Here is a 25845-nt window from a genome sequence, read left to right as displayed (position 1 = left end):
GAACCATGGCTGACGACAACGGAAACGTCCTGGAGACCATCGAGCCCGGCACCGCGCGCCGCATCCACCTGGTGGGCGTGGCGGGCACCGGAATGGGCTCGTTCGGCGGCATGCTCAAGGCCGCCGGCTACGAGGTGACGGGCAGCGACGAGAACGTCTACCCGCCGATGAGCGACATGCTCAAGGCATGGAACATCCCTGTCCTCACCCCGTACCGCCCCGAGAACCTGGACACGGCGAAGCCGGATCTCGTCATCATCGGCAACGTCATCCGCCGGGTGAACCCCGAGGCCACCGAGGTCCGCAACCGCCGCCTCCCGCAGATGAGCTTCCCGGCGGCGCTGGGCTCGCTCTTCCTCAAGCGCGCGCACTCGGTGGTGGTGGCCGGCACTCACGGCAAGACGACCACTTCCTCGATCATGGCGCACGTGCTGGTGGAGGCCGGGAAGGATCCGTCCTTCCTCGTGGGCGGCGTCACCCAGAACTACGCGGGCAACTACCGCGTGGGGAAGGGCGCCCACTTCGTGGTGGAGGGCGATGAGTACGACACCTCGTACTGGGACAAGGGCTCCAAGTTCCTCCACTACCAGCCGCGCACCGCCATCCTCACCAGTGTGGAGTTCGACCACGCGGACATCTTCCGGGACTTGCCGCACTACGAGGCCACGTTCGAGAAGTTCGTGAAGCTCATCCCCGCGGACGGCCAGCTCATCGTCTGCGCGGCGTACCCCAACGCGCTGCGCATCGCCCAGGGCACGAAGGGACGGGTGGTGACGTACGTGGCCAAAGAGGGCGCCACGGCGGACTACACGCCGCGCAACGTGACATTCGGCCCCGAGGGCGCTCGCTTCGAGGTGATTGAACGCGGCGCGGTGCTGGGCACGGCGCGCATGCAGTTGTCCGGCGCGCACAACGTGGAGAACGCGCTGAGCGTCATCGCCGCCGCGCGCGGGCTGGGCTTGTCCTTCGAGGAGATCGCCAAGGGGCTGGCCAGCTTCCAGGGCGTGAAGCGGCGCCAGGAGGTGCGGGGCGAGGTGGGTGGCATCCTCGTGGTGGACGACTTCGCGCACCACCCCACGGCGGTGCGGGAGACGATCGCCGCCATCCGCCACCGCTACCCGGAGCGGCGGCTGTGGGCCGTCTTCGAGCCGCGCTCCAACACGAGCCGCCGCAATATCCACCAGGAGGACTACGCGCACTCCTTCACCGGCGCCACGCGCGCCAGCCTCAAGGTCCCCGAGCATCACGACAAGGTGCCCCTGAGCGAGGAGCTGGACGTGCCCCGGGTGTGCGAGGCGCTCAAGGCTCAGGGCATCCAGGCGGACTCCTCGACGGATGTGCCCACGCTCGTGGAGCGCGTGGCGCGCGAGTCCCAGAAGGGGGACGTGCTGCTCGTCATGAGCAACGGCGCGTTCGGTGGTTTCATCGACAAGCTGCTCGCGGCGCTCAAGGCCCGAGCGGGGGAGGGGTAGTCCATGCGCACGTTGCTCGGGGCCCTCGGGGGGCTGGCACTGGCGGGCTGTACGACGCAGAACCCCGCGCTCCCGCCGCTCGTGGCGGGGAATCGCGCCGCTCCCATGGCGCCCACCACCTCGCCGGATGACCTGGGACAGTTCCGGGGCGCCCTGCGCGAGCCGCTGAGCTTCGAGGTGAAGCGCTACCCGGACGGCTCGCCCTACACCGTGGCGAGCGACCGGGGCAGCGTGGTGCTGCTGGACGTGTGGGCCACCTGGTGCGAGCCGTGCCGGGACGCGCTGCCGATCTACGAGCAGTTGGCCAAGGAGTACGGCAGCAAGGGGCTCAAGGTGTACGCGCTGAACGTGGATGAGGACTCGCGCGCGATTCCGCCCTTCCTCCAGGAGACGAAGGTGAGCCTGCCCATCCTGGTGGATGCCAACGCGCAGGTGGCCGAGAAGACGCTGGGCGTGAAGATGATGCCCACCACCTTTATCCTGGACAGCGAGGGCGTGGTCCGCTTCGTCCACGAGGGCTTCTCCGAGACCTTCCTCCAGCAGTACCAGACCGAGATCGAGCAGCTCCTCCAAGAGAAGGGCAAGCGATGAGCACCGCAGGCACGGCCATGGAGCAGGAGACGCCCGCGGCGCTGCGCCGCACCGCGGAGGAGGGAGCCCGGCTCGCGGGCCGCGTTCTCGCCGAGCGCTTCCAGGGGGAGCGCACCATCGAGTTCAAGCGCAGCTCGATCGATCTCGTCACGGACGCGGACACGGCCGCGGAAGAGGTGCTGCTGCGCTTCCTGCGCGAGCGCCACCCAGGCCACTCCATCCTCGCCGAGGAGAGCGGAGCCTCCCGGGGCTCGGAGCTGCGGTGGCTCATTGATCCGCTGGATGGGACGACGAACTACGCCCACCACGTGCCGCACTTCTGCGTGAGCGTGGCGGTGGACGGGCCGGACGGGGTGCTCGCGGGCGTGGTGTACAACCCGATGCTGGACGAGCTCTTCTCCGCGGCACGCGGCGAGGGTGCCACGCTCAACGGGCGGCCGCTGAAGGCCAGCGCCACCACGGAGCTGGAGCGCGCCCTGCTGTGCACGGGCTTCCCCTACGACGTGCGCGAGAAACCGGACGGGCCGGTGGGGCTGCTCAACCACTTCATCCGCCGCGCTCAGGGCATCCGGCGCACGGGCAGCGCCGCGCTGGACTTGGCGTACGTGGCGGCGGGGCGCTTCGACGGCTTCTTCGAGTTCAACCTCAAGCCCTGGGACATTGGCGCGGGCTCGCTGCTGGTGACGGAGGCGGGCGGGGTGATGTCGCAGATCGACGGCTCGCCATTCGACGTCATGAAGGGCAACGTGCTGGCCGGGGCTCCGGGACTGGCGGCGGTGCTCCAGAGAGAGTGCCGCCAGGCCCTGGCGAACCTGGGGTGGGACCCCAGGCCCTAGCCGCGCGGAATTACGGCTGCTGCTCGGAGATCAGGTCCGTGTACTCCTCGGCGGAGATGGAGTTCCGCCACTTCGAGGAGAAGCCCAGCGCGTGCTGGGGGTTCACCACGTGGTTGGCCGCGTTCTTCGCCACGTCCAGGCGGGTGATCTCGTTGTTGAACAGGTCCAGCAGCATGCCCAGCTGCGCCGCCGTGATGTAGTTCCGCTTGAGCATCTTCTCCGCCATCTCCTCGCGGGAGATCTCGTTCGATTGCGACTTGAGCGACTGGTAGAAGCCCTTCCAGGTCTCCCCGTCCATCGCGTACTTGCCGTCGCGCGTCATCGTGCAGCCCGGGTCGCGGCCGGTGCCGCAGTCACGAAAGGCCGGCTCGGAAGGAGGGGGCGGCATGGGGCGCGCGTGGGCCGGGCCCGACTCCGTCTCCGTGAAGCTCTCCTCGGTCTTCACCCCGTTCCGCACCCTCGTGCGCGTGGTGGTCGTGGTGGTGGTCGTCGTCGTGCTGCCGTGCACGCGCACGTTGGCGCCGGCGCCATTCTCATCCATGCCCTGCACCTGGATGTTGGCCGAGGTGGGGTTGCCGTCCTCGTCCACCTGGATGTTCATGTTCACGCCCTGGGCCAAGGCTGCGGACGAGGCAAACAGGGACGACACCAGTACGGCACGAACAATCTGCTTCACGGAGAATCTCCTTGAGATGGATAGGGGCACGCCCGCCTGGTCAGCAGCGAGGCGCAGCGTCTGTACGCTGCCCGCGTGAAAGTATTCAAGCCGGGCCCCGCGATTTCGCGCGGCGCCTAGAAGAAGCTCTCCGGCACGAAGACGATATCGCCCGGTTGGAGCTGAAAGTTCTTCTCGCGGCCCACGCCGATGTCCTCCACCGGCACACGGATCTTCCGCTCCTGCCCGTCAACGAGCCGCGTCACGTTCGTGTTGTTCTGAGAGGCCAGCTTGGTGAAGCCACCAGCCAGGGTAATGGCCTGGATGATGGTCATCTCCCCCTCGTAGGGGAACGTGCCGGGCTTCTGCACCTCGCCGAAGACGAAGATCTTCTTCGAGTTGTACTCGCGGATGAGCACCGACACCTGCGGCCGGCGGAGGTATCGCGCCAGGCACTCCCGAAGAGAATCCGCGGCTGTGCTCGAGGTGCGGCCCGCCAGCTCGACCTTGCCGCACAGCGGGTAGTCGATGGTGCCCTCGGGGGACACCCGCCAGATGCCCGAGTGATCAGGCTCCTGGAAGACGCGCACCTCCACCAGGTCGCCGGGCCCCAGCGTGCTGGCGGGGCCTGGAGGCGTCGGACGGTTCTCCTCGGCCGAGGGCAGCGGGAGCTCCGGCGCGGCCGAGCGGCACGCACCCGCCACCGCGATCAGCACGGCCAGCAACAGGAAGAGCAGGGGACGCATGAGAGGGCTCAATACACCAGCGTCAGGCGAACATACGCCTCGTGGCGCGTGTAGTTCAGGCCCGAGCCCGTCGCCGAGGAGGAGCGCGTGCTCAGCAGGTAGCTCGCCGCGCCCACGAGCCAGGGCTTGAACTGGTACTCCGGCCCCGTGTCCAGGGTGACGAGCACGTCGCTGCGCGGCTGCGTGGCGCTGTAGAATCTCAGGAAGTCCGCTGCGAGGACTCCGTGCAACACCAGCTTGCCGCCGAACAGGGCCCGGGCCTCCAGCGAGCCGCGGTTGTCCTGGAACAGCCCATACGCGGCCACCGGGTTCAGCGTCCGCAGGTAGCCGCCCTTGAACGTCATGGTGGGGCTGTAGAGGTAGGTGCCCTCGGCCTGGGCAATGAGGGTGCTGCCCCCCGACTCGCCGAAGTTGTAGCCCCAGCCCACCTTCGCGGTGACGGCGATCTTCGTGGACACCAGGCCCGCGATTCCGCCCATGGCGCGCAGCAGCAGGGCGTCCGGGCTCGCCGTGTTGCGCAGGTAGGTGCGGAAGTCCAAGTCCGCGTCCAGCACCACCGCCGTCTTCGGCAGGAAGCGCCAGCGCGCGTCCACGCCGGTACGCACGTTGGTGTAGTCGAATGCGTCCACGGTGATGGGATCGCACACGTCCTCGGTGCACCCCACGGGCACCGCAAGACCGATGGGATCGAAGAACTCCAGTCCCCACGCCAGCTCAGGGACGATCTCGATGGCGCCACCGCCGGGCTTGATGGGAACGCTGCCGCGCACCTCGTTGAAGAGCGAGAGCACGCCCGCGCCCAGCGCCGCGTTGCGCGTCTGGTCCGTGCGCAGGAACTGATCCGCGAGCACGAAGCTCACCGGCGCCTGCGGGTTGAAGTGGGCCGTGAGGTCCGCCGCGCCCTCGAAGTGCGAGGCGTACGTGGACTGCTTCGTCAGCCACCCCGTGTACCGCACGTACTCCAGCCGTCCGGAGGCGTTGAGCGCCAGCTTCGTCGACGGCACCTCCAGCTTCAGCCCAGGCCGCACCCGCAGCACCAACTCGGGGGAGAGGGAGCTCACCACGTCATCCGGATCCGGCGTGGCGTCATTGGGGAAGTAGCCCACCGCCGTGTCCAGCCGCAGCTCCGCGTCGAGGAAAGGGTGCAGCCGCCCGTCGCCGATCTTGATGCCGTTACCACCCGCGGCAATCGGCGGCTGCTGCGCCCTGGCCGGTACAGAGCCGAGCACTCCCAGCACCAAGGCACACAGAGCCCAGCGAATGTTGCCAGACTGCGTCATGACTCGGACGATCACGCCGGCATGCCGGCTACCTTTCCCTACTTCTGGCTGGGGCCCTCGGAGGGTCATAACACGCAGCCTCAGAGCACCCGCAGAAATTTGTTGGATTCTGGGCGGCTCCACCCGAGTGCTGGTGCTGCTCACTCAGAGGGTAGGACTGGCCGGCGGCGGGCGGACGATGACGTCCGGAGGCGAGGGCGGTTTGGTGGGATCACCCCCGGGCAGATCACGGGGCTCCTCGACGTCGACAGACAGGTTCTCGTCGGTACGGAAGGCCAGCTGGCCGATGCACTCCTCGGTCTCCGAGCGCAGCTGAGCCACCTTCTGGTTGGCGATCATCACCTTGGTGTACTCGTGCTCGGCGGCGGTGCCGTCCTGGCGGGTGACGGCCTCCTGGAGCGCCACGTCCGCCGTCTCGGAGATGCGCAGCAGACCTTTGATCTGCGTGAGCTTCTCGTTGACGCAGTTGAGCTTCACCACGTCCTTGGTGCGGCGGGCCTCCTCGAGCTTCTCCAGAACGCCGCGCAGGGCTTCGCGCATGGTGCCCAGCGACTTGGCGCTGCGCGTGAGCTTGTCCGGATCCTTCACCTCGCTGGCCTTCTCCAGCGGGGGGAGGACCACGGCAGGGCCGGTCTTGCCCGCAGGCTTGCCGTCCTGCGCGGAGGCAAGCCCCGCGGCGAGCAGCACAGCCAGCAGTCCCATGAAGCGCATCCAGCTCACCCGTGTCTCCGGCCCGGAGGGAAGAGGACCTCCGAGCGTAGAAGCGGTGCGTGGGGGTGTCAACGCGAGCCCAGGGGCCCAAAGGGGCAGACGGACTGCCCAGCCCTTGGATCCAGCACTGCGCGCTACCCCGCGGGAGAGAAGACGAACGGGTAGGCGACGGGCACCTCGTCATCCGGCTTGAAGGGGAAGACCCAGCTGCGGATGACGGTGCGGATGCAGCTGCCCACCGCCTCGTTGCCCAGGGTGTTCTCCTCCACCTCGATGCCACCGGTGCGGCCGGTGGGCATGATGTTGAAGCGGACCACCACCTTGCCCTTGAGGCTGGGGTTTCGCTTGAGCTCCTTCTCGTAGCAGTTCTGGATCGCCTTCAGGCGCGCCTTGACGTAGCGGGCCAGGGCGTCGCGATCCACGTCGGAGCTCTCCACCTCGGGGGTGGCGTCCTTCACGCGGCCCACCACCTCGACTTCCTTCTTGCTGCCGAGGTCCACCTTGCCGCCGCCGCTGGTGCCCAGGTCGCCGATGCCGGCCACGTTGCCCGCGCCGCCGCCTTTAGGACCACTGGCACCCAGGGCGTCGCTGGTGGCGACGCCCACGCCGCCAGCGCCCTGCAGCGCGTTGGCGATCTCGCTGCCGCCGGTGCTGCCGCCGAGCACGTCCGCGAACGCGCCGCTGCCGCCGCCCGACGAGCCGAGGATCTTCAGCAGGCCCTTGCCGGACACCTTCTTGGCGATCTCCGCCTTGCGCTGCGCCGCGTCCTGGGGCTTGGAGTCGGCCGGCTTGTCGCTGGCGGCAGCCTTCTTCTCTTCCTTGGGTGCCGAGTCCTCGGCGGCGGCCTGAGTCGCCTCGGCCACCTTCTCCGGCTCCGGGAGCTTCTGCGGGATGATGTTCGCCTTGACGAACCGGTCCTCGAGCTCGTCCAGGGCCAGCTCGGGCTCGGGGGGCGGATCGCGCGAGACGATGTACGCGCCCCACGCGAAGTGCAGGAAGAGCGAGACCGCGAGGATGCCGAAGAACACGCGGTCCATCGACTTCCAGAAGCCACCCTGTACATCCGCCGGGAGCACCGGCCTGTCGGCTGCGGCCGGAGGGGTGATGAACTGGAAGAAGAGGGTGACGTCGCCCAGCTCCACCTTGCCGCGGGCGGTCTCCTGCAGGGGCAGCACGTAGTTGGTGCCGCGCTCCTGGGCCAGTCCCTGCTTGCGGATGCGGTCGAAGTCCACATCCGAGCTGCCCAGGTTCACCCGGCCCTGCATCGTGTCGTCGAACACGAGCTGGTACTGGTTGTTGCGGTTCTCGAAGATGGCGAACTTCGCCGGCAAGTCCTCCGAGGGCGGCAGGACGATGGTGTTCTTGGCGTCGTGCCCGATGGTGACGTCGTCGCGCAGCACGTGGCGCTCATCGAGGATGCGCCCACCCTGGAGGATGCCGACGCGCAACAGCTTGTTCTGCTGGGACTGAGGAGAAGCCATGTTCGTGTAGGACAGCCGAGGCCCTAGAAAGGTTGCTTGTCCACGCTCTGGACGACCTTCTCTTTGAAGCTCTCGGGCTTGTTGAGCTCCTCGAAGTTCAGGTTCGAGCGCTGGAGGATGTAGAAGGCCTGGGGTTTCTGGATCTTGCCCTCGACGGTGAGGGCATCCAGGCGGATGACCTTCTTCTTCTTGGCCCCCGAGTCCTGCGCGAGCGCGGGCACGGCGGCGATCAGCAGCAGCAGGGCGAGAAGGGTTCGCATGGGAGGCCTCGACTTCTACTTGTCGTCGGTGGACAGCTTACCCGAGGTGGGGGCGGGTGTGGCAGGGGGGGCTGCGGGAGTAGGCGCAGGTGTGGGCGGCTGAGCGGCGGCAGCGGCTTTCTGGGCCTCTGCCTGCTTCTGGGCGTTCTCCTCTGCCTGCTTCTTGGCGTCTTCCTCGGCCTTCTGGGCCTTGCGGAGCTGGTCGCGCTTCTCGCGCTCGCGGCGCCGCTCCTCCTTCTCGATGCCCTTCTGGGCATCCTTGAGGTACTGCTCGATGCGGTCGTCCTTGCCGCCCTGGCCCTTGAACTTCTCGAAGTGGGCGATGGCCGTCTTGTAGCGCTCGATCGTGTCCACGCCCTGGGGCTCGATGTCCAGGTAGAGGATGGCGAGGTTGAAGTACGGATCCACCAGAGAGGGCTGGAGCTGCAGCACCCGGTCGTACTCGGCCTTGGCGCGGGCGAAGTCCCCGAGCCCTCGGTAGGCGTTGCCCAGGTTGAGGCGGGCCGAGGCGAAGTCCGGCGCGGCCTTCACGGCGGCTTCCAGCTCCGTCACGGCGGCCGGGTAGTCCTGGGACTCGTTGAGCATGGCGCCGTAGTTGTTGCGGGCCTCGGCGAAGTCGGGGCGGAGCTCGGCGGCCTTCCGGAAGCTCTCCAGCGCCTGGATGCGAGACTTGAGCGTCAGCTGCACCAGCCCGAGCGCGTTGTGGGTGGCCGCATCCTGTCCATCAATGGCGCGGGCGTTCTCCAGCACGTAGCGGGACAGCTCGAACTTCTTCTCGCGGTAGTAGACCTGCGCGAGCACCTGCATGGCCTTCACATAGCGCTCATCGACCTTGAGGGCGCGCTTGGCCTCGTTGGCGGCGCTCTCCAGCTTCTTCTGCTGCAGCAGGGCGTAGGCGAGCGCGGTGCGCATGCCCACGGCGTCCGGAGAGGACTCCAGCTTCTGGCGCAGCTCGGCCTCGATGCGGGTGGCGCGGTTCGTGCGGCAGTAAAGGCGGACGAGGAAGTCCCAGGCGGTCTCTTGATCCGGCTTGAGCTGCAGGGCCTTGCGGTAGGCCTTCTCGGCCTCGTCCACCTGGCCCTGGCGCTCGCGGATGACGCCGAGGTTCGTCCAGGCGTAGTCCAGCTTGGGGTTGCTCGACAGCAGCGCTTCGAGGCTCCGGGCGGCGATCTCCAGCTCACCCTTCCGGGCACTCTCCACCGCGCGCTCGAAGTCCGTGCCCTCGCGGGTGACGGGGCGAGGCGGAGGCGCGGAGGGCTCCACCGAGGGCGTGGCCGGAGGCGCCGGCACGGTCTTCACCACCTGCGCGCCACCGGACTCCGGCGTCTGGGAGGCCGAGGCCGTCTCCGAGGCGGGAGTGGCCGCGGCGGAGGTGCTGGCTGCGGAGGTGCTGGCCGGGGCCGGGGCATCAGCAGCCGGCGTCGGGCGCGGCTGCGGCGTGGAGGAGCAGGCGGTGCCCAGCAGCAGGACGAGGCACGTGGTGCGCAGGCGGAGCGTGATCACTTCTCACCTCCACCGGTCAGCTTCTGCGGGGCCTCGGACTCGGTGCCGGGACGCTCGGGGCCAAGCAGGGTGCCCACCAGGCCCTCGGGATAGACCGCGTCCGAGGAGATGGCCTGCTTGGGCTCCTTGAGGACCGGGTACTCCTTGGGGCGGAAGCGGTTGAGCGCCTCGAGTGTGCGCCGCGTCCACACGTTGGAGAGGCGGTTCTTGCGCGCCTCCTGAATGGTGGCCGAGTAGCTCTCCACCGCTGCGTCCTCCAGCGTGGCTGTCTGCTGGGCGAGCTGATCCTGGTAGGCCACCACGGCCTCCTCGCCCAGGCGCTTCACGTCAGGGGGAACGGGCGTCTCGATGAGGGTCGTGGCGAAGCGCTCCAGGGCGTAGCCGCGGCGGTAGAGGGCGGCCAGCGTCCACTCCAGGTTCTTATAAGGATAGACCTTGGCGTAGGCCTCGTTGACGGCCTTCACCCCGGCGCGCTTGGCGACGAAGCTGCGTTCCAGCGCCTTGCCCGTGCCGCCAATCTTCAGCTTGTCGAACTTCTCCAGCTCCAACTCGGCCAGCTGGAAGCGGCAGTAGGAGGCGGCCTCGGCGGCCAGCGGAGAGGTCTCCTGCTTGAGCTTGCGGCGGTCGAACTCGTCGGCGGCGCTGGCCCAGGCCTTCTCGGCCTCACGGACGTTGTTCAGCTTCTTGTGCGCGTCGCCGATGCGGCGCTTGGCATCCACCACCAGCTCCGACTGCGTGGGCTTCCTGGAGAACTTCTCGATGAACGCGGTGAGCGCGCGGATCTGCCCGCGCCAGTCCTCCTGCTTCTCGTAGATGAGGGCGGCGCGGAACTGGTTCTTCGGCGCATCCTCCGAGTTGGGGAACAGGTCCGCGTAGCGCATGAAGGCCGCGGCGGCCTCGGGGTAGCGCTGCTGGCCCTCGAGCAGGTTGGCGGCGTTGTAGAGGGCGGCCTCGCGGTCCTTGGAGGCGGGGTAGTCCTTCACCAGCTTCTGGTAGCTGACCACCGCCTTGTCGAAGTCGTAGGACTTCTCCGAGTTGAGGGCCACGCGGAACAGCGCCGCGTCCGCCAGGGTGGAGGAGGGGTACTCACGGTAGATGCGCTCGTAGAGCTTGAGCGCCGAGTCGAACCGCAGGGAGTTCTCGTAGCAGACGGCGGCGTTGTTGAGCGCCTTGTCGGCGAACTCGTGGCGAGGCTCCTCGTCGACCAGGAGGATGTACTTCTTGGCGGCCTCCTCGTACTTGCCCTGATCCATGAGCTGCTGGGCCAGCTTGAAGCGGCCGCCGAGTTTGAACTTGACCAGGCTCTTGTAGAGGTCGCTCGACGGATCGATGACCTCCTTGTTGGAGGCCAGCCGCCCCGCCACGTCTTCGACGCTGGCCCAGTCCTTGTCGATGAGGAAGCTCTCCACGATGAGGTTGGTGGCGAACTTGGCGACCTCGTTCTTCGGGTAGCTCTTGACGATCTGCTCGAAGCGCCGGCGGGCCTCGGGGAAGTCGTTGTGCGCGTAGTAGAGCTCAGCGGCCTTGTAGGCGATGCCCGGGCTCTTCTCGTCGGTGGGCAACAGCTTCACGTACACGTCCGAGGCGGAGATCAGCCGCGTCTCGGACTCGGCCAGGGGAATGGGCTGGACCACCTCATCCGCGGGGCGCTCGGCGGAGCGCAGGGGCTTGAGCTCCTTCACGGTGCCGGCCTTGAGATCCGCCTCCAACTGCTTTTGCAGGGCGAGCACGGCGGTGAAGGCGGCATCCGAGCGGTACTTGTCGTCCAGCCGTGAGTCACGCACCTCCTCGTAGTTCTTCGCCGCGAGCACGAACTGCGCCGAGTTGAAGAGACACTCGGCGTAATAGAAGCGCATCTCGTAGCTGCTCTTGGTGTTCGGGAAGCGCGTCAGGTAGGCGCCGTAGGCACGGGCGGCCACTTGGAAGCCGAGGTAGGCCTGCTCGAGCTTGCCCTCCTTCTTGAACGTCAGCGCCTGCTGGTGGTGGAAGAGAGCACTGGTATAGAGGCTCTTCTCGGCGAGCGCGTCCGCGGCGGCCAGCGCGTCCGGATTGCTCTGGTTCTTCTCGTACCAGGCACTGCCGGGGGCGTAGTCGTTGGCCAGCTTCTCGGCTTCGGCGTAGGACTCGGACATCTTCCGGTCCCGCTCGTACGCCTGGACGAGCTTTTGCTGGATCTGCGGTGCGTCCGTGGCGAACGGCTCCTTGGCCAGCACCAGCCGGTAGGCCTCAATGGCGGCGGCGTGGTTGGTCTGGTCGAAGTAGATGTTGCCCAGGCGCCGGTAGATCTCCGCCTCGTAGGGGCGCGCGCCGCGCTGGGCGAAGATCTCCTGGGCCCGGGCCAGGCCGCCCCAGGTTCCGTCCGCCAGGGACACGGCCACGTACTGGAGGGCCTCCTCGCGCAGGTCTCCGCCGCCGCCCTCGTCGCCCTGGGCCTGTTTCTGCTCCTCGTAGAAGTCCGCGAGCATGAGGAAGCGCTCCACCGCATCCGCGAACCGGTCCATGCGGTAGTACGTCCAGCCCAGCTTGTAGAGCGCCTTGTCGTAGAGCGAGTGGCTCTTGTCCTGGGTGGCGTGCTCGTAGGCGTTGGCTGCCTGCTCCAGCGCCGTCGGATCGCTGTAGTTGTCGAACCAGTACTCGCCGATGCGGACCCAGGCCTCGGTGGCGAAGCGGCTCTTGGGGTAGGTGGCGATCAGCTCTTCGTAGGTGGCGCGGCTCTCGTCGAACTGGTTCTGCTTCTCGTAGCAGTAGCCCAGCAGGTACCAGGCAGCGTCATTGAACCGGTAGTCCCGGAAGTCGTTGATGAGCCGCAGGTAGAGGGCGATGGACGGGCCAAAGTTCACCTGGGGCTCGGGAGGAGGCTCGGCGCTCTCGGGCAGCGACTTGAGCTTCTCCTCGTGCTCTCGCATGGCGGTGAGGTGCTCGTCGCTGGAGCGCTCGTAGTAGAGCTCGGCCAGGCGGAACATCACGTCCGGCGAGTAGCGCGGCTCGCGGGGGTAGCGGTGGAGGAACTCCTCGAACCGGACGATCGCGTCCAGGCGCTCCTTGCGCTCCTTGATCTCCAGCTCGCCGATGACCTTCTCGTACGAGGCGGCCAGGCCGTTGCGCTTCTCCTCGTACTTGCGCTCCACCAGGAGCTGCACCTCGCGGCGGAAGTCGCGCGCCTCCTCTTCGTAGCGCTGCAAGTCCGCGCTGAGCACCCGCAGCCGCTCCTCCTCCTCGGGCGTGCGGCCCATTCCCGCCAGGCTTCGATTGTCCGAGGGCTTCTTGGCGGGCTCGGCCTGAGCGGGCGCGGCGGCGGCTCCCTCGGTGGGTGCGGCGCCTTCGGGCTTCGCTGGCTGCTGGGCGGCAGCGGCCAGGGAGGAGAGCGTCAGCAGCGTGAGCAGGAAGCGGCGCATCGCTCAGTTCGCTTCCTTGAGGACTTCCTTGAAGTCCCGGTCGAGCGCGCGCAGCTCCTCGTCCTTCTGCGCGGAGAGCTTTTGGATTTCGCCCGTCTTGTCCTGCTTGCGGGTGAAGGCCACGTCCACGATGCCCACGTCGCCCTTGAGGACGAGGTCGTAGAACTGCTGCCGCACGCGGCGGAAGCTGTCGTAGGCAATGCGGCCCACGAGGTTGCGCGCATTGCCGGAGACGGAGGCCACCTCCGAGTCGTACTGGCTGAGCAGGCGCTGCTCGGCGCGCACCTTGTCGCGGATGACACGGCCGCGGCGCTCAAGTTGTTCGCGGAGTACGCTCTTGGCGCTGATCACCCGGCCGCGCAGCCCATTGGTGCGCTCGCGTACCTCCTGGAAGCGCTCCATCAGCTGGCCCACGTCCTCGGGCAGGCGGCCCGCAAACGAGGCCACCAGCGAGTGCTCCTTCTGCAGCACCTCGTAGAATTGCTGGCGGATCAGCTCTTCACCCGCGACGGCCGTGGCCACGGAGTTGCGCTCGTCGGCCAGCTGGGCACGGGTGCGCTCCAGGTCCGCCTGCAGCGTCTCCAGCGCCTTCTCCTCGTTCTGGAGCGCGGCGAGGAACTGCATCTCCTCATCGGGAGGCGTCTTGCGCTCGGAGCGGGTGTCGTCCACCCACTTGCGCACGGCGGTGGCGATGGCGCGCAGGCTCTGCAGCTCGTAGCCAAGGCGGAAGGCCTCGCGGTCCAGCGAGTCCACGGTGGCCTGCATCCGCTGGCGCCGCTCCTCGAGCTCGCGCTGGGTGGTGGGCAGCAGGGCGAAGCGCTGCGCCAGCCGCTCGCGCTCCTTGCGCACGGCCTCCAGCTGTTGTCGCTCCTCGGAGGTGAGGTGCGCCAGCACGGCGGAGGACTCCAGTTGCACCAGCACCTGCTCCACGCGGGTGAGCCCGCTCTCCACGGCGTCCGCGCGGGTGTAGCCCTCCTGAAGCTCCGGGAAGGTCTCCAGCCCACGCTCATCCAGCGCCTGGAGGATGCGCCCGGCCAGCCCGCGCGCATCGGTGACGCCCTTGCGGCCGCTGTCGAGGTCACTGATCAGCGCCACCGCGCCGGACACTTCCTCCTGCGTCTTCGCGTAGCGCAAGGCCACCGGGGGCAGCAGGGTGGTCAGGTCCAGCGTGCGCTCGGAGCGCGACAGCAGGTTGTCGAAGTAGGCCACCGGGTCCTGCGTGCGCGAGAGCAGCTCGTCCAGCTTGGTGCGCACGGGGCCATAGGTGGAGATGACGCCCTCATAGCTCTGAGTGGCCTCCTCGTACTGCTGCAGCTTGAGCAGCAGGTGGCCCTGGAGCAGCCGCGCGTCTGGGGCCAGCGGGGACTCGGGATCCACCAAGAGGAGGATGTCGATGGCGTTCTTGGCCTTCTGGTACTCGCCCTGCTTCACGTGGGCCCAGGCGATCTCGTAGAGCGAGTCCACGAACGACTCGCTCTCCCGAGGGATGTCCAGGTAGCGGTCCAGTGCCTCCTCCACCTTGCCCGTCTCGTAGAGCAGCCGGCCCAGGGAGAGGGTGGCCAGCTCGTGGATGCGCAGCTCCTCGCCGTCATTGGCGGGCAGCGAGGCCAGCTCGCGGAACCGCTCGATGGCGTTCTCCAAGTCGCCCGCCTGCACGGAGAGCACGCCCAGGTGGTAGGCGCTCTGCAGCCGGACGATGCGGATGTTGGAGTGCGTCAGCGGCTCGAAGGACTCGCGGGCGCGGGCGATGCGCTCCTCGTTCTTCAGGTCCGTGCGCTTGAAGAGCCACTTGGCGTAGACGTACGCCAGCTCGGGCGGGAGCTGCCCGCCGGACAGCTTCTTGGCCTGGGTGATGTATTCGTCGATGCCTTCGAACTGATTGAGACGGCTGGCGACGTTCAGGTAGCGCGAGAGCGCATCCTTGTAGCGATCCGTGGGCGGCAGCGAGAGCAGCTCACGCAGGTACAGCCGCGCGCCGATGTAGTTCTGCTGCTGGAGCAGCGAGTCGGACAGGTAGAAGAGGGCGTCCGGGTAGCGCGGGTGCTTGAGGAAGCGCGGATCGCTCACCAAGTCATAGAAGAGGACGGAGGCGGCGGTCCAGTCGCCCAGCAGGTACTGAATCTCTCCGTCCGAGAAGCGCCGCAGCCGGGCCTCCTCGTCACTGGGCTCGGGGCGCTGGGTGAACTGCGTCTCCACGAAGCGGAGGTTCTCGTCCGCGTTCGTCAGCTGCTTGTCCACCTGCTCCAGCTGGCGCACCACCTCGCCGCTGGCCTTGAGGGGCGCGGGGTCGGCGAGGGCGGGCCAGGCGGCGAGCCCCTGGGCGATCACCGCCAACAGGGCCAGGGCTCGGTTCCGAGACGGGTTCACCGGCAGCCCCTCTACTTCTTCGTCTCAGAGGAGGAAGCAGCCGCGGGCACCTTCTTGGTGTCGCCCTTGGCTGGACCCGAGTCACGCGACACCTCGATGTCGTAGCGCACCGAGGGGCGATCCTTCAGATCCGTGGTGATGCCACCCTTCTCGAAGCCCACCACGCGCACGGTGGTGACCTTGGTGGCCTCGGCGTTGAAGGTGTAGCTGGACTGCACCCGGAACTTGTAGCCCTCCAGGTAGCTGAACACGCCGTAGCCGTTGCCCCGGTACACGAAGCGCACGGCGATCTGGTGCTGGCCGGGGACGATGCGGCCGTTGAAGATCTCGAACTCCTCGGCCTTGTCCAGGTCCCCGTCCTGGTTCACCTTGGTGAAGATGGGCGCGCCGTCCAGCGCGTACGCCACGGACTCCAGCACGAACGAGTTGCCCATCTCGTTCTTGTGGAAGAGCACCGCGCGGGCGCCGGTGGACAAGTCACCCCCGAGCACCGTCTCCTGCAGCAGCAACAGCCGCGCCTTGGAGCGGTAGATCTTCTCCTTCAGGTCGACGACCTCCTCCTCCAGCGTCTTCACGCGGGTATTGAAGGCCTCGTCCGCCGTCTGTGGCGCTGGGCCGGGAGGAGTAGGGGAGATGGCAGTGGACGGAGGCGCTGCCGGAGTCGGAGCGGGCGCCGCGGGAGCCGCCGCAGGTGCAGCCTCGGGCGCGGCGGCGGGAGCGGCAGTCGCGGGGGCCGAAGCCTCGGGGGCCGGAGCAGGAGCAGCGGCTGGGGTCGCGGGTGTCTCCTGCGCGAGCGCGGGAGCGCAGATCCCCGCGCCCAGCACCATGAGGAGACGAAGAATGGAGGAAGCGGAACGCACGAGCGACCTCGAGTAGCCAGCCCGACCTGGACAGTTCATACCATCCTTCGCCCCTGACCGAGCAGGGGGGGAGGGCTGGCTGCTTGCCCGCTGGCTAGCCGCCCTTCCTCAGCTCGGTGAGCACCAGCTTGGCCACGGCCTTGAGGGTGTCGAACACGCCCACGCCGGTGGGAGCCACCGCCTGGTACTCGGGGATGTTGCGGGGGTTGAGCGCCTTGCGGATCTCCTCCACCGTCACCGCGTTGGGCAAGTCCCGCTTGTTGTACTGCATCACGTACGGGATCTTGTTCAAGTCGTAGCCCTGCTCGGCCAGGTTGATGCGCAGGTTCTCGAGCGACTCCATGTTCGCTTCCATGCGCTCGATCTGGCTGTCGGCCACGAAGACCACGCCGTCCACGCCCTTGAGGATGAGCTTGCGGCTGGCGTCGTAGAACACCTGGCCGGGCACCGTATAGAGGTGGAAGCGCGTCTTGAAGCCGCGGATCTCTCCGAGCGACAGCGGGAGGAAGTCGAAGAAGAGCGTGCGGTCCGTCTCGGTGGACAGCGAGATGAGCTTGCCCTTCGTGTCCGCGGCGGTCTTGTTGTAGATGTACTGAAGGTTCGTCGTCTTCCCGCAGAGACCCGGCCCGTAATAGACGATCTTGCAGTTGATCTCGCGGGAGGAGTAGTTGATGAAGGACATGGCTTCCCGGGTTACTCGCTGAAGAGGTTGTCGATATCGTCGTCGGAGATTTCGGCGAACGGCGAGCCGATCCCAGGTGTGTCGGTCTTCTTCACCAGGCTCTCGAAGATCTTCGTCAGCTCGTCACTGGCCTTTTTGATGCGCAGGCGCACCAGGCCCAGGCTCGTGCGGTTGTCGAAGATGACCACCAGCACCACCCGGCTGCCGACGATGGTCATGTAGAGGGAGTCCTTCGCCCCCTCGTGGAATTGGTTGGGAAACTCGTTCTCCCCAATCAGCTTGGCCAACCCGCCCATCGCCGCCACGTTGCCGGCCGTCAGCGAGGCCAGAGACGTGGTGTCGATGTTCTGGGTCTGCCCCGCCGAGGAGATGAGCTGCCCGTTCTTGTCGACGAGGAACACCACCTTCGCGTTCGCGTCCTTGGTCAGCCGGTCGCAAACGGCGTTGATCTTGGTGAACTCCTCTTCGTACATCACCAGTTGCGTGCCCATGGGCGTATCCGCTCCTCTACGCTCCTCAGCGTTCGCTTCTCGCTGCGCTTTGGCAGCCCCCAGGGTTTCCGGAGTGAATCCCGGAGGTTAGATGCGTCGCTCCCAAGCGCGGATGCTTAGCAGACACGATGGGGTCCAGCAAGCTACGAGACCGCTCTTCCTCGGAGATCCCTGGTTCATTCAGGGGACCCGCACTGCTACATCGCTGATCGTACAACGAGGACCTCCGGGACGGATCGTCGTTCGATCTTCTAGGAAGATCTGGGGGTTGTTCTCTGGGGCCCTGAAGATCAAGGCGTTCTGTTCGGGCTGGAGCCCTACCTTGAGGGGAAGTGGATCCAGTGTACCGATCCTTACGCGGAAGTCTTGGCCGAAGAGATCCACGGTGGGTGGAAGTCCGCCCTTGCGTTTGGGTTTGGAGGGTCCGGTACAGGCGCCGGTGGCGTGGAAGACGTAGGTGGAGCCGGCCTGGAGGCTGCGCGTCTTGAAGGTGCGCTGGCCTCCGCTCTGGACGGTGCCTCGAGCGCTCCAGGCCTCGGTTCCTGAGCGGGGGCCCGTCCGGCCGAGGTCCTCGGGTGGGCCCCGGGCGGCCTCCCGGGCCCGGGCGGTGCGCTCGGCGGCGCTCTGCTCTTCGCGGGCCAGGGACTCGCGGGCCTGGGAGTGGCTCTCGAGGGCGGCTTGGTGGCGGGAGAGCAGCTCACGGGCGGCCGGACCGTACTGAGGATCCTTCACGAGCGGCTGGGCCAGCTTCACCACGAGGGCGCTCTCGGATTCCAGGTCGGCGAGCTGGGCGCGCACGAGGTGGGCGCGGGCGGTGGTGCGAGCGGGGCCTTGGAGAACTTCGTCGAGCAGCTTCGCGGCGGCGGAGCGCTCGTCCACGGCAATGAGGCTCTCGGCGTGGGCGGTACGGATCTCCGTGTGGTCCGGCGCAAGCGCCAGGGCCCTCTCGGTGAGGGCGAAGGCGAGAACGCTGTCCTGGGGGCGGCAGGTGGCCGCGCCTCGGGCGAGCAGGAGCGCTGCCTCCAGGTTGCGCTCGGTGCGCGCGGGCGTAGCGGGAGCGAAGAGCTGCTGGAGGCCCTCACAGTCCTTGGCTGCCAGGAGCTTCTCGCCCTGCGCCAGGCGCGGGTCTCCGGTCGCGGCCAGCAAGCTGATCAAGAGGAGGAGGCGCATGGGCCGTCTTTACGGGAGGTCACTCGCCCCTGACAACCCGTGAGGTTCTTTCGCTAGAGTTTTGGGGACCTTGGGCGCTTTCCCTATACTCCGCCGAGCCTTGGCCCGACTGCGCCGCACCCCTCCTTTCCTCGTCATTCTCGCGCTCGCACTGGCGGTGGTGCCGGGCATTGTCCTGGCGCAAGAGGAGGCGGCCGCCCCGTCAGGTCCCGGCTTGGAGCCGGTGTTCCTGCGCCTGCGCTATGGCGTCGCGATCCGCAGCGGCGAGCAGGTGGATACAGGGCCGGGGCTCACCTACTCGGGGTTGACGCCCAATGATCTCGAGGCCTGGGCGGTGTTCTACGGCCTGGGCCCGGAGTGGCTGGGCGCCCAGCTCCGCCTTCAGCGCGAGGGCTTTACCCTGAACCGCGAGGCGGATCGCGTCACTGGGGGCAGCCTGTGGCGCCTCTCCTTGGGAGCGGTGGCACGCCGGCAGCTCGGGCCCATCGTGGGCGAGCTGGGCGTGGGGTACGGCTTCGCGCAGCTGCCTGCGTTCGGGGTCTCGTCGGCGGCCTCTCCCGTGTTCCAGCGGGGCGGCCGGCATGCGGCGCTGCTGGGCGGCCGGCTGCGCTTCCCGATCTTCCAGCGGGTGACGGGCGAGGTGCGGGCGGAGTTGCCTCTGAGCCTCGCGGCCCAGCTGCCTGCGGCGGAGGGGGCCTCTTCCAGTGGTTTTGGAGCGGGTGCCGCGGTGCGCATTCCGGTGAGGCAGGTGGGCCGCTGGATGGGCTCGGCCGTGGTCGACTACCAGTTCGTGCATGACTCGCTGAAGGCCGACAGTGCGGTGAGCTCCGGCCAGACGCTGCAGCGGGTAGGGCTGGCGTTGGAGTTCTCGTGGCTCGACGCCTCGGTGGCGGCCGCGCAACGCCTGGGGCAGATGGGTTCGCTGGCCCTCCAGGTAGTGGACGCGGAGACGAAGGCCCCGCTGGCCGGTGCCCAGGTGGCGCTCGTGGTGAAGGGCACGACGCAGGCGCCTCGGGCCGTTGATGCGAAGGGCCAGGTGGTGGAGCTGGAGTTGGAGCCCGGCGAGGTGGTCGCCCAGGTCTCTGCGGAGGGCTACGAGCCCGTGGTGGGCCGGGTCACGGTCGCGGCCGGCGAGCGTGCCACGTTGGAACTCCAGGCGCACAAGCAGGCGCCAACGCTGGGCGGGTTGAAGATCACCGTCGTCGACAATCGCAGCAACAAGCCCTTGGTGGATGCGCCGGTCGTGGTGAACGGCAAGGAACTGCGGACGAACGCGGCAGGCCTGGTCAGCGTGGGCAACCTCGCGGTAGGCCCCGTGATGGTGAGGGTGTCCGCGCCGGAGTTCCAGCCGGTGGAGGAGGCCGCGGTCGTCATTGGTGGCAAGGAGTCAGAGATGTCCGTGCCGCTCACGCCCATCAAGCGCCTGGGCTACGCCACCATCTCCGGAACGGTCCGCAGCACCCGGCAGGGCCGGCCGCTCGTCGCCACGCTCGTGATTCCCAGCGCCAAGGTGCGCACGCGCACGGATGCGCAAGGCGCGTTCGCGCTGAAGCTCAAGCCCGGGACCCACCGCATCACTATCTCCGCCAAGGGCCACCTGACACAGGTCAAGTCCGTCACCGTGCGGGATGGCGAGCAGGCCATCTTCAACGTCGATCTTTTCCCGAGGGGCCGGTGAGCGCGCGGCGTCTCGCTCTCGCCGCGGTGCTGCTCGGGGGGCTCGTGTCCGCCTGCGGGGACGAGTCGGCCCCGTCGAAGCCTCCACCTCCTTCCGAGCCCGGTGCTCCGCCTCCTGTGACGGCTTCGCAGGACGCAGGAGTGAGTGCACTGGCGCGCCTGGAAGCGCTCAGGGGGGCGGTCCAGCTGGAGCGGGACGGAGGTCTGACTCCCGCGGCCGAGGGCCCTTTGATGAAGGGGGATGCCCTGGAGACGGGGCCGGATGGGTCCGCGACGGTCCGCTTCGCTGACGGGCGCACAGTGGAGGTGGGCCCCAATGCGCGCTTCGTGCTGGATGAGGACACGGGCGGCATCGTCCTGAAGGTGGCCCGAGGCATCGTGCTGAGCCGCGTCCCCGCCGCCCCCAAGGTGCGCACGGGCCCCTCCGTTGAGCTGCGCATCCTCACCCCATACGGCCTCACGCGCGTGAGCAGCGCGCAGCCCAGCGAGGTGAGCGTGAGCGTCGGCCCGGAGGACAGCCGGGTCGAGGTGAGGATGGGCGCCATCCAGTTCGTCTCCAAGGATGGCCAGGAGCTGGAGGCCTCCGCGGGCCAGTCCGTGGACGTCTCCGCGGGCCGCGCCGAGCTGGTGACGGGGCCCCAGCGCGTGCTGGAGCTGGCCACCATTCAAGTCACGGTGAGGGCGGACTCGGGGAAGGTGGAGGTGCGCAGCAAGGGCAGCTCCCAGTGGCGCACGGCGAACAAGGGTGGCCAGAAGCTCTCGCCGGGAGACGGTGTGCGCGCACGGGGCGGCACGGCGTACCTGGCGCTGGAGGGCTCGGCCTCGACGATTGCGCTCGCCTCGGGGAGCGAGGTGGTGCTGGAGGGCGCTGGCAAGCAGGGCTCCCAGGACGAGGCGCGGCTGGATCTGCGCCAGGGCTCGCTGACGCTGAAGCTCGCGCCCGAGAGGGACAGCCGGGTGGTGATGCCCGGGCTCACGCTGGAGAGCGCGGGGGCGGCGGACCTCAAGGTACGGCGCACCGCGGACGGCTTCGATGTGTCCGCGCGGGCCGGAGATGTGACGCTGGTGCGCGGCGACACCCGCAAGCCGCTGCGCGCGGGTGAGCAGGCCTCCGTGTCGGGCCAGGCCGAGCCGAAGGTGTCTCCGCTGGCGCAAGCCCCAGTGGCGCTGCCGGCCGTGGAGAACATGCAGGTGTTCCACCGGGGACTGCCCGAGGTGAAGCTCTCCTGGGCAGGAGAGGGAGACGTGCTGCTGGAGGTGGCCTCGGATCCGGCTTTCACGCGGACGGTGGTGCGCGGCGTGGTCCATCAGCCCTATGCCACCGTGCCTGCTCCAGAGCGCGGCAGGCTGTACTGGCGGGTTCGGCGGCCGGATGGCACCGAGCTCACGAAGGGCAGTGCCACCTTCGCGCCGGAGCAGGCCTCGAAGGACCTGGCGCGCGTCACCAACGAGGTTCCCGAGGGCCCGCAGAAGACGACGATCTTCTACCAGGACAAGCCTCCGGCGGTGGTCTTCAAGTACTCGGCCGAGCCCCAGGCGGCCCAGTACCGCATCGCGGTCTACCGCAACGGCGAGCTGAGCAAGCCCGTGGCGGAGCGCACCGTGGCGGAGACCCGCGCCCCCCTAGAGGCCGGTGTGCTGCGGGAGGGCAACTACCTCTGGTCCGTCACACCCCTGTCCCGCACCGGACAGCCGCTCCGGGGCGGGCGCATGAACAAACTGGAGTTGGTGTACGACAACTCCGTGCCTGTCCTCGTCGTCCAGTCGCCCAAGAACGGCCAGCGGGTGGGGAAGCGCGTACGCGCCGTGGGGGTGGCTCCGGTGGGGACCAAGCTGTCCATCAACGAGCGCTCGGTGAGCTTGGATGCCAAGCACCGCTTCGATACGTGGGTGGAGCCAGTGGGCGTTCCCCCCGTTCTGCTGTTTAAGATGCAGCATGCCGGCGCACCGGATGTGTACGTGGTGCGCACCCTGAAGCGAGGTTCCGAGGAATGAGCAGCACGCAGCCCGAGCCCGGGAGCCAAGGCGCCGCGAGTCCGCCGCTGCTACACCCCTATGGGCAGTACGTGCTGGTGCGCAAGCTCGCCGAGGGCGGCATGGCGGAGATCTTCCTCGCCAAGCTGCTGGGCGCCGACGGCTTCGAGCGCAACGTCGTCATCAAGCGCATGCTGTCCAACCTCTCCAGCATCCCGGACTTCGTGGAGATGTTCCGGGACGAGGCGCGGCTGGCGGCGCGGCTGTCTCACCCCAACATCATTCAGATCCACGAGCTGGGGTTCATCGACGGCTGCTACTACATCTGCATGGAGTTCCTGGCCGGCGAGGACTTCTCCACCACGCTGCGCCACGCGGGCAAGAAGCGGCAGTACACGCCCATGCCCATCACCCTGCGGGTGCTGGTGGATGCGGCGCGCGGCCTGCACTACGCCCATGACTTCACCAACGAGGAGGGCCAGCCCCTCCACATCGTCCACCGGGACATCTCACCGTCGAACCTGTACGTGACGTACCAGGGCCAGGTGAAGGTGCTGGACTTTGGCATCGCCAAGGCCGCCTCCCGCGTGGTGCAGACGCGCACCGGCGTGGTGAAGGGCAAGTACATCTATATGGCGCCCGAGCAGGCCCAGGGCAAAGAGGTGGACCGGCGCGCGGACGTGTTCTCGCTCGGGGTGAGCCTCTACGAGTCGCTCACCAACGTGCGGCCCTTCGCCCGGGAGAACGACCTGGCCATCTTGAATGCGCTGCTGCAGGGCGACTTCATGCCGCCCGCCCAGCTGCGCAAGGACATCCCTCCGGAGCTGGAGGCGGTGGTGCTCAAGGCCATGGCCATCAAAGCCGAGGACCGCTACGCCACGGCGGCGGACTTCGCGGACGCCATTGAGCACAGTGTGAAGGGCAAGGTTCCGCTGGCCACCCACAAGGAGCTGGCCGAGTACCTGCGCATGCAGTTCGGCGAGGAGCGCTTCGCGGCGAAGACGCGCATCCCCACGCTGGCCTCCCTGACGGCCACGGCCGCCCAGACGGTGTCGCAGCCGCCGAAGCCCGTGGTGTTTGCCTCCAGCGGCGTCTTTCCCTCGGTCGCGGCGCCCGCGTCCCAGCCTCCCCTGCGCCACAGTGCCACCGGTATTGTCCCTCCGCCGGCAGGAGCAGCGCAGACGGCTGAGGGCAAGCCCCGCCGCACGGGGCTGCTGATCGGTGTGGTGGCCGGGGCGTTGCTGCTCTTGGGCGGAGGCGGCTTCGCGGCCTGGAAGGGACTCTCGAAGTCCACACCTCCCGAGGCCGTGGCCATGCCCGCGCCTCCCGTGACGCCGCCCGCTGGAGAGCCGACGCCAACGCCCCCTGCGCCTGCGGTGGTTGCGGCGGTGGCTCCGGCCCCTACCACCCCGCCCGAGCCGGCGACGCCCGAGCCCGAGACTCCTTCTTCGGAGAACGTGAAACCTCCAGAGGAGACCGAGGACAAGCCCGGCACAACGCAGAAGGATCCGGTGACCAAGACGGGGAAGCCGCGTCCGGTCACCCTGGGGATTCAAGATGTGGAGCGCGTGGTGGCGCGCGGCCGGTCTCGTATCGTCACCTGCTTCGAGAAGTACAAGCAGGACCTGCCCTCGAACTCGGGTGTGGTGCGCGTGCAGCTGGCCATTGCCTCCTCGGGGCGTGTGAAGGCCACGACGCAGGGGCCGCTGGCCTCCAAGCCGGTGGGCCAGTGCCTGGAGACCCAGGCCGAGCGCCTGCGCTTCCCGGCTCACCGAGACCGGGAGGTCAACGTGGTGCTGCCGTTCGACTACACCGTCACGCGGTAGCGGGACTCACAGCTCGCGGCGGGCGCTGAGCGCCTTCGCGAGCGTCGCCTGGTCGGCGTACTCGAGGTCCCCGCCCATGGGCAGGCCCTGGGCGATTCGGCTCACGCGCAGGCCCATCGGCTTGAGGAGCCGGGTGAGGTAGAGCGCGGTGGCCTCCCCTTCCACGTCCGGGTTGGTGGCGAGGATGAGCTCCTCCACCTTGCCGTCATTGAGGCGCTCCAGCAGCTCCTTGATGCGAAGCTGGTCGGGGCCAATCCCCTCCAGGGGAGACAGCACGCCGTGCAGCACGTGGTAGCGGCCGCGGAACTCGCGCGTGCGCTCCAGTGCCATCAGGTCCGCGAAGGTCTCCACCACGCAGAGCACCTTCTCGTCACGGCGCATGTCGCGGCAGAAGCCGCACAGCTCCGAGTCCGTGAGCGAGTAGCACCGGGCGCACAGGTGCACCTTCTCCTTCACCTCGCGGATGGCCTGGGACAGCTCCGCGGCGTAGTCGCCAGGAGCCCGCAGGATGTGGAACGCGAGGCGCTGCGCGGTCTTCTCGCCAATGCCCGGCAGCTTGGCCAGCTGGGCGACGAGCCTGTTGAGAGGATCGGGAGTCATCCGGCTTTAGGTAATGCCTGGGATCTTGATGCCGCCGGAGATTTTCGCGAGCTCCTTCTGCATGTGCTGACGGCTGTTCGCCAGGGCAGCGTTCACCGCGGCGGTGATGAGATCCTCGAGCATGCTGGTGTCGTTCGGATCGATGGTGGCCTTGTCGATCTTGATGCTGCGGATCTCTTGGATGCCGTTGGCGATCACCGTCACGCGGCCATCACCGGCCTTGCCCTCGACGGTGTCGTTGGCCAGCTCCTGCTTGCGCTGCTCGATCTTCTCGGTGAGCTTGTTGGCCTGTCGGATGAAGTAGTTCAGGTCGATGCCGGGCATGAGGCTTCCTCTTCGATCTGGAAGGCGGGCGCCTGCCAGGCACCCGAGATGAACAATGCGGGGCGCAACCTACCGTCGTGCGGGCGCTTTGTCAGGCGCTGTCCTCAGGAGTTTCGACGGTTGGGCCGCTTGCTGGACGTTCAGGTTCCAGCACTTGGATGTGCTCGATCTCTCCCCCCAGCATCTTCAGGACGGCTCGGATGGCGGGGTGTGAGCGGACCTTGCCCTCGGTGCTCTGTTGGTGGGCGGTGCGGGCCTGGGATTCCTGCTCGGCGATACTGAGAGTGGTGGTGGCTTCACCGACAGCCTCCTCCAGCATCAGCTTCGTGGGCCGGCCGAAGTGCTCCGAGAGCGCCTTCTCCACCATCGCCCGGCCGGTGCCGCCCATGACCTGACCCCGGTGGAACGCGTGCGCGGCGATGTACGCCACGCCCACCTCACCCGGGCGCAGCCACAGCAGCCGGCCGTGGGAGAGCGCGGCGCCGTGGCGGACGCTGGCGGCCTTCACGCTGTCTACCGCGGCGCGCCATCGCTCGGCCGTCGAGAGGGCCGGGTTGTCCCGGCCGGTGCTGGCCGGAGGCGGTGCGGCGGGGGCGGGAGCCGGGACCACAGGAGCGTCTGGCAGACACTCACCCGAGGCACATCCTTCGGCGGAGCCCTCCTCGGCGAAGAGGCGCTCCTCGTCGACAGGCTCCTCCTGGACGGGCTTGCGGATGTTGGTGACGCGCACCTCGGGAGCCGGCTCGGTGATGCGCGAGAGCGGAGTCGCTCCCGCGGGCACGCTGGGAGCTTGAGGACGAGGGGCCTCCGAGGGACGCGCCGCCACAGGCGTGGGGGCCATGTTTCGAGGCGCCTCCCACGGACGCGGAGGAGGAGGAGGAGAGGCAGGGGACACGGACGCAGCGGGACCGTTTCCGCTCGGAGGAGGGGACGGGGACGGGGAC

The 25845-nt window shown here is 68.1% G+C and carries 22 protein-coding genes; 6 read left to right on the top strand and 16 right to left on the bottom strand.

Going from position 1 to position 25845, the window contains the following annotated elements:
* Positions 1 to 5: 5 nt before the first annotated feature.
* Genes mpl through DB31_RS39610 form a run of 3 tightly spaced genes read left to right on the top strand, consistent with a single transcriptional unit; the run spans position 6 to position 2899 of the window.
* Positions 6 to 1472 carry a UDP-N-acetylmuramate:L-alanyl-gamma-D-glutamyl-meso-diaminopimelate ligase gene (gene mpl, locus DB31_RS39620; RefSeq protein WP_044198137.1) on the top strand — a complete coding sequence of 489 codons (1467 nt, stop codon included), beginning with the start codon at positions 6 to 8 and terminating at the stop codon, positions 1470 to 1472.
* Positions 1473 to 1475: 3 nt separating this feature from the next.
* Positions 1476 to 2063, top strand: a complete 588-nt coding sequence (locus DB31_RS39615) for a TlpA disulfide reductase family protein (protein ID WP_044198134.1) — start codon at positions 1476 to 1478, stop codon at positions 2061 to 2063.
* Between the two features lie 17 nt (positions 2064 to 2080).
* Positions 2081 to 2899, top strand: coding sequence for an inositol monophosphatase family protein (locus DB31_RS39610; protein ID WP_044198301.1), 819 nt, complete (start codon positions 2081 to 2083; stop codon positions 2897 to 2899).
* Between the two features lie 10 nt (positions 2900 to 2909).
* Here the strand turns inward: DB31_RS39610 and DB31_RS39605 are convergent, their stop codons facing one another.
* The 13 genes from DB31_RS39605 to DB31_RS39545 form a co-directional block, all read right to left on the bottom strand.
* Complete coding sequence (locus DB31_RS39605) at positions 2910 to 3575, bottom strand: DUF4476 domain-containing protein (RefSeq protein WP_044198131.1); 666 nt, start codon at positions 3573 to 3575, stop codon at positions 2910 to 2912.
* Between the two features lie 116 nt (positions 3576 to 3691).
* Entirely contained in the window at positions 3692 to 4300 is a 609-nt protein-coding gene (locus DB31_RS39600; protein ID WP_044198129.1) for a polysaccharide biosynthesis/export family protein, read from the bottom strand.
* A gap of 8 nt (positions 4301 to 4308) precedes the next feature.
* A complete protein-coding gene (locus DB31_RS39595) occupies positions 4309 to 5580 on the bottom strand; it encodes a hypothetical protein (RefSeq protein ID WP_044198126.1) in 1272 nt (423 codons plus the stop codon).
* Between the two features lie 144 nt (positions 5581 to 5724).
* Positions 5725 to 6282 carry a hypothetical protein gene (locus DB31_RS39590; RefSeq protein WP_240487179.1) on the bottom strand — a complete coding sequence of 186 codons (558 nt, stop codon included), beginning with the start codon at positions 6280 to 6282 and terminating at the stop codon, positions 5725 to 5727.
* A gap of 143 nt (positions 6283 to 6425) precedes the next feature.
* Positions 6426 to 7772, bottom strand: a complete 1347-nt coding sequence (locus DB31_RS39585) for an AgmX/PglI C-terminal domain-containing protein (RefSeq protein ID WP_044198123.1) — start codon at positions 7770 to 7772, stop codon at positions 6426 to 6428.
* A 23-nt stretch (positions 7773 to 7795) separates the two neighbouring features.
* The gene (locus tag DB31_RS39580; protein WP_044198120.1) at positions 7796 to 8032 is read right to left on the bottom strand and encodes a hypothetical protein; all 237 of its coding nucleotides are present in this window, start codon (positions 8030 to 8032) and stop codon (positions 7796 to 7798) included.
* A 15-nt stretch (positions 8033 to 8047) separates the two neighbouring features.
* On the bottom strand, positions 8048 to 9535 hold the full coding sequence (locus DB31_RS39575) for a tetratricopeptide repeat protein (protein ID WP_338034355.1): 1488 nt from the start codon (positions 9533 to 9535) through the stop codon (positions 8048 to 8050).
* Positions 9532 to 12930: a tetratricopeptide repeat protein gene (locus DB31_RS39570; RefSeq protein WP_044198118.1), complete on the bottom strand. Its 3399-nt coding sequence runs from the start codon at positions 12928 to 12930 to the stop codon at positions 9532 to 9534. The genes DB31_RS39575 and DB31_RS39570 overlap by 4 nt, the downstream gene beginning before the upstream one ends.
* Before the next feature lie 3 nt (positions 12931 to 12933).
* Positions 12934 to 15297 (bottom strand): tetratricopeptide repeat protein, encoded by a 2364-nt coding sequence (locus tag DB31_RS39565; RefSeq protein WP_044198115.1) that lies wholly within the window; start codon positions 15295 to 15297, stop codon positions 12934 to 12936.
* 11 nt (positions 15298 to 15308) lie between these two features.
* Positions 15309 to 16157: a hypothetical protein gene (locus DB31_RS39560; RefSeq protein ID WP_044198113.1), complete on the bottom strand. Its 849-nt coding sequence runs from the start codon at positions 16155 to 16157 to the stop codon at positions 15309 to 15311.
* A gap of 94 nt (positions 16158 to 16251) precedes the next feature.
* Positions 16252 to 16839: a gliding-motility regulator Ras-like GTPase MglA gene (mglA, locus tag DB31_RS39555; RefSeq protein ID WP_002613100.1), complete on the bottom strand. Its 588-nt coding sequence runs from the start codon at positions 16837 to 16839 to the stop codon at positions 16252 to 16254.
* 11 nt (positions 16840 to 16850) lie between these two features.
* Positions 16851 to 17330, bottom strand: a complete 480-nt coding sequence (gene mglB / locus DB31_RS39550; protein WP_044198107.1) for a gliding-motility regulator GTPase-activating protein MglB — start codon at positions 17328 to 17330, stop codon at positions 16851 to 16853.
* A 180-nt stretch (positions 17331 to 17510) separates the two neighbouring features.
* On the bottom strand, positions 17511 to 18500 hold the full coding sequence (locus tag DB31_RS39545) for a tetratricopeptide repeat protein (RefSeq protein ID WP_044198105.1): 990 nt from the start codon (positions 18498 to 18500) through the stop codon (positions 17511 to 17513).
* Positions 18501 to 18600: 100 nt separating this feature from the next.
* Here DB31_RS39545 and DB31_RS39540 point away from each other — a divergent pair, with 100 nt between their 5' ends.
* The 3 genes from DB31_RS39540 to DB31_RS39530 are packed head-to-tail and all read left to right on the top strand — an operon-like array spanning position 18601 to position 23977.
* A complete protein-coding gene (locus DB31_RS39540; protein WP_240487178.1) occupies positions 18601 to 20178 on the top strand; it encodes an MSCRAMM family protein in 1578 nt (525 codons plus the stop codon).
* Positions 20175 to 22172 carry a FecR domain-containing protein gene (locus DB31_RS39535; protein WP_044198104.1) on the top strand — a complete coding sequence of 666 codons (1998 nt, stop codon included), beginning with the start codon at positions 20175 to 20177 and terminating at the stop codon, positions 22170 to 22172. Before DB31_RS39540 ends, DB31_RS39535 begins: the two co-directional genes overlap by 4 nt.
* On the top strand, positions 22169 to 23977 hold the full coding sequence (locus tag DB31_RS39530; RefSeq protein WP_044198101.1) for a protein kinase domain-containing protein: 1809 nt from the start codon (positions 22169 to 22171) through the stop codon (positions 23975 to 23977). Before DB31_RS39535 ends, DB31_RS39530 begins: the two co-directional genes overlap by 4 nt.
* Positions 23978 to 23983: 6 nt before the next feature.
* On the opposite strand, the gene recR is transcribed toward DB31_RS39530, so the two are convergent.
* The 3 genes from recR to DB31_RS39515 all read right to left on the bottom strand — a co-directional run bounded on the left by recR (position 23984) and on the right by DB31_RS39515 (position 25742).
* Entirely contained in the window at positions 23984 to 24577 is a 594-nt protein-coding gene (gene recR, locus DB31_RS39525; RefSeq protein ID WP_044198099.1) for a recombination mediator RecR, read from the bottom strand.
* Between the two features lie 6 nt (positions 24578 to 24583).
* The gene (locus DB31_RS39520) at positions 24584 to 24901 is read right to left on the bottom strand and encodes a YbaB/EbfC family nucleoid-associated protein (RefSeq protein ID WP_044198097.1); all 318 of its coding nucleotides are present in this window, start codon (positions 24899 to 24901) and stop codon (positions 24584 to 24586) included.
* Positions 24902 to 24992: 91 nt separating this feature from the next.
* Complete coding sequence (locus tag DB31_RS39515; protein ID WP_240487177.1) at positions 24993 to 25742, bottom strand: DNA polymerase III subunit gamma/tau; 750 nt, start codon at positions 25740 to 25742, stop codon at positions 24993 to 24995.
* Positions 25743 to 25845 lie beyond the last annotated feature (103 nt).

Source organism: Hyalangium minutum (genome assembly GCF_000737315.1).
Taxonomy (GTDB): domain Bacteria; phylum Myxococcota; class Myxococcia; order Myxococcales; family Myxococcaceae; genus Hyalangium; species Hyalangium minutum.
This window is presented reverse-complemented; position numbering and strand designations above follow the sequence as displayed.